Annotated in this window: 4 protein-coding genes; 1 reads left to right on the forward strand and 3 read right to left on the reverse strand. The window is 31.1% G+C overall.

Going from position 1 to position 3,524, the window contains the following annotated elements:
- The coding region (locus QZ824_RS11100) for an ATP-binding protein (protein WP_291276080.1) at positions 1-760 on the forward strand (760 nt) is incomplete at its 5' end.
- Here QZ824_RS11100 and QZ824_RS11105 read toward each other — a convergent pair.
- The 3 genes from QZ824_RS11105 to QZ824_RS11115 form a co-directional block, all read right to left on the reverse strand.
- Entirely contained in the window at positions 755-2,002 is a 1,248-nt protein-coding gene (locus tag QZ824_RS11105; protein WP_291276081.1) for a site-specific integrase, read from the reverse strand. The genes QZ824_RS11100 and QZ824_RS11105 overlap by 6 nt on opposite strands.
- A 478-nt stretch (positions 2,003-2,480) precedes the next feature.
- Positions 2,481-2,834 (reverse strand): hypothetical protein, encoded by a 354-nt coding sequence (locus QZ824_RS11110; protein ID WP_291276082.1) that lies wholly within the window; start codon positions 2,832-2,834, stop codon positions 2,481-2,483.
- Between the two features lie 20 nt (positions 2,835-2,854).
- Positions 2,855-3,418: a hypothetical protein gene (locus QZ824_RS11115; RefSeq protein WP_291276083.1), complete on the reverse strand. Its 564-nt coding sequence runs from the start codon at positions 3,416-3,418 to the stop codon at positions 2,855-2,857.
- Positions 3,419-3,524 lie beyond the last annotated feature (106 nt).

Below are 3,524 nucleotides of genomic sequence, written 5' to 3' on the forward strand. Positions count from 1 at the left end.
TACTGCATCTATTGCGATTTTTTTAATTATTTTAATTATTAGAGACAGAATTTCTAGAAGAAAAGAGCTTTATTTAATTCAGCAAAAAGAACTTGCTGATGAAGAATTATTTAATTTAACTAAAGAATTTCAAACAAGTCTTGTGAAAGCTAAGGAAGAGGAACAAAAGAAATTATCAAAAGAATTGCATGATGGAATAGTTAATAAAATTTATGGAATAAGAATGATGCTGGGCAGTCTTAATGCAAATTCAGATGAAACTTCTAAATCGCAACGTTTAGGCTATATAAAAGAACTCCACAAATTAGAATCAGAGGTACGTGATTTGTCTCACGATTTGAACACCGACTTTTCAAAATATGTTGGAGAGTTTAATTTCTTATTGGAGCAATTGGTTCAAAACAATAATACAATTGGAAATACTTATTTTATATCGAAAATTTCCCACGTAATTGACTGGAATTTGTATTCTTCTGTTGTTAAAATAAATATTTACAGAATCTTACAAGAATTATTGCAAAACGTAAATAAATATGCTGATGCAAAAGAATGTTTAGTGCAAATCTATGAATTAAATAACGAGTTAATTATTGAAGTAAAAGATGATGGTGTTGGATTTGATGTAAGTTCTTTAACAAAAGGTATTGGATTAAAAAACATTCAGGAAAGAGCCAAATCGATAGATTCTGAAATTGAAATTAAAAGTATTATAAATGAAGGAACAACAATTAAATTAAAAGTAAAAATCAGAAGTTTATAAAGCTCCCGATTTTTTTATTTTGGTTTCTTTGAATATGAATTTATCTTTTAGTATTCTCATATCATCACTTACTTTTCTATCTAATACTTTAGCGTATTGCTGAGTGATACTTAAATTTTTATGTCCAAGCATTTTACTTACACTTTCTATTGGTACCCCATTAGTTAAAGTTACTGTAGTAGCAAATATATGTCGGGCAATATGAAAGGTTAACTCCTTTTCAATTTCACAAACCGCTGCAATTTCTTTTAGATACGCATTCATCTTTTGATTGGAAAATATCGGAAGCAATTTATCTTCATTGATACAAACTGGATGATTAGCATATTTATCTATAATAAATTGGGCTGTCGGTAATATCGGAATTCTGGAACTCGTATCGGTTTTTTGGCGGTGAGTGAATATCCATTTCTCACCATCAATTCCGTAGCTTATATGTGATTTTGTTAGGTTTTTGACATCAATGTAGGCTAAACCTGTAAAGCAGCTAAAAAGGAAGATATCGCGAACTAGAGAGAGTCTTTCGGTGTTGAAGTCTTTGTTGATGATGGATTGTATTTCGTCTTCGGTTAAATATACTCGTTCTACTTCTTTGACTTTGGCTTTGTAATTGGCAAAAGGATTCTTGTCTAGCCAGTCATTGGCCAAGCATAGCTTGATTATTTTATTGAAGTTTTTTAGGTATTTGACAGCTGTATTGTTAGCACAATTCCTAACACTTCGTAACCAAAATTCATAATCGGTTATAAAGGCATGATCAATCTTGGTAATATCGATATCGGAAATATTGTATTTCCATTGCATAAATTCGATAGTATGCTTTAATGAAGTAGTGTAGCGTTCTAATGTGCCTGGGGCGTATTCTTTTCCAACAAGCTCTTTTATTTTGTTGTTGTGGTCTTGGAAGATGGGAACAAGCATTCTTGCTCTTTCATCAACTCCTAAAAGTTTTCTCTTGATTGTTTCGGTATTTATAACTGTCTTTTTATGGATTAATTCCATTTCAGCATCTCTTATTTGACTTTTCAATAAATCAAGATGATTATTTATTGAACGAGCTTCTTCAGATGTACCTTTCATTTTACCTGCTTCAGTAGACCATTTGGATATTTCTACAAATCGATTTGTACTTAGCTCAATACGTTTTCCGTTGATTGTAATTCTGGTGTAGATAGGAACTAAACCATTTGCAGCTGCTTTCGCTTTCTTTGCATAAAAGAGAATTGATACTTTTGTTTTCATTGTGGTGACCTTTTTAGTTGTTATTAAATTTAACTTCAATATGACTAATCCACAAGATGTACAGTTTTTAAACTGGTTGTTGAACTGGCTGTAAAGCCTTGTGAATACTAGTCTGAAATAAAAATCGGTTACCCAAAATTTGGATTGTTTAGGGTAACCGATTTTATCCCTTTAGGCTCACGAATGAATTAATAAATTGACTATGTGATAAAAGAAAAAACCCTTTAAATACTAGTATTTAAAGGGTTTTAATTCAATTTGCTTTCCAGCTGGCGGAGAAAGAGGGATTTGTACTCCTTCTCTAATGCTTTGATATATAAGGATTATATATTTTTTTCCTATTTTAGGGTCTCGCTTTTGCCCCTCATTCCTGAATAGCAAATTTGAAATCTTACGAGTACAAAGTTAATCAAATAAAATTTAGATCCAAATATTATTTAAAAAATACATGTTCAATGGTTGAACTTGTCCAAAATATTTAAAGTTGTCTTGCTGTAATATTGATTGCCATTCTTTCAAGGTCAGTTGAATCAATGATAACTAATCTGTCATGAACTAACCCTCCCTTTTGCTGTCCTAAAATTGGATTTAAGAATTCGATGTTTGAATTTGTGGTAGGAAAAATAATATTCTTAATTGCTCTTGCAAATTTAGAAAGAACTACCATTTCTGTGTCTAAAGGATCGTGTTGTGTTACAGGGTCAAATAATACTATATTATTGTTGTCAATCTTATATGGACTGAGGTAATTAATGTCTATTTTGAAACCATCATTAGCTAGCAAAGTTGTCAAATAGCTATCGTTTCTGAAATGTAATTTTACTGCTCTCATATTACTTATTTAATTTAGAATCAATACCATCCTGACAATTGAACATAACAACGTTCTTCCATATCAACATCCTCAGGTTTCCACCAGCGAGCTAATGAAACTCTTATTAATGTTCCGGCAGGAATATCAACTTGAGTTTGAAGAGTTACAGATGCTATTTTTTTTGAGGTATCTGAGCCAAAAACATAATGATTATCTTCAAAAGTAATGTCTGTGTCAGAAATATAAAATCCTACACTATGCTCAGGCAGACCAGTTCTAACAGAAATGTATCCACTCCCATTATTAGTCCATCGAATTTTATTATCAAATAAATTATTGTGTGTGCCTTTCCAAATTTTTACTTTTAATTTTTTTTCTAAATAATCTTGCAAATTAGCAACGTTACCTTTGAATGTAGAATTAATAACTAGAACATCTTCATTATGAGGCTCCGTTATCTCAGTCCTGTATGTAAAGGTTAAATCCCAAATTTGTCCTACTTGATAACTCGTATTAGAGGGTTGATTGTGTCCATCTGAATCAAGTAGTCTAATTCCTTCTCCATTTGAAAGAATAGCTCCGACACAGCACCCCTTATTCATTTTAGTTTTAGAAATAATTACTGCCTCCATTATAAATTGGTGATTTTTTTATTATATTGATTTAGAAGTTTATTAGCAACAATTGATCTATGGCAAGCTTCAGGAT

It is taken from the genome of Flavobacterium sp., assembly GCF_021151785.1.
Lineage (GTDB): Bacteria > Bacteroidota > Bacteroidia > Flavobacteriales > Flavobacteriaceae > Flavobacterium.

Bases quoted from the DNA above. Each gene is read 5' to 3' on its own strand.
- QZ824_RS11115 (WP_291276083.1), bottom strand. From the start codon at position 3,418: ATGAATAAGGGGTGCTGTGTCGGAGCTATTCTTTCAAATGGAGAAGGA.
- QZ824_RS11105 (WP_291276081.1), bottom strand. From the start codon at position 2,002: ATGAAAACAAAAGTATCAATTCTCTTTTATGCAAAGAAAGCGAAAGCA.
- QZ824_RS11110 (WP_291276082.1), bottom strand. From the start codon at position 2,834: ATGAGAGCAGTAAAATTACATTTCAGAAACGATAGCTATTTGACAACT.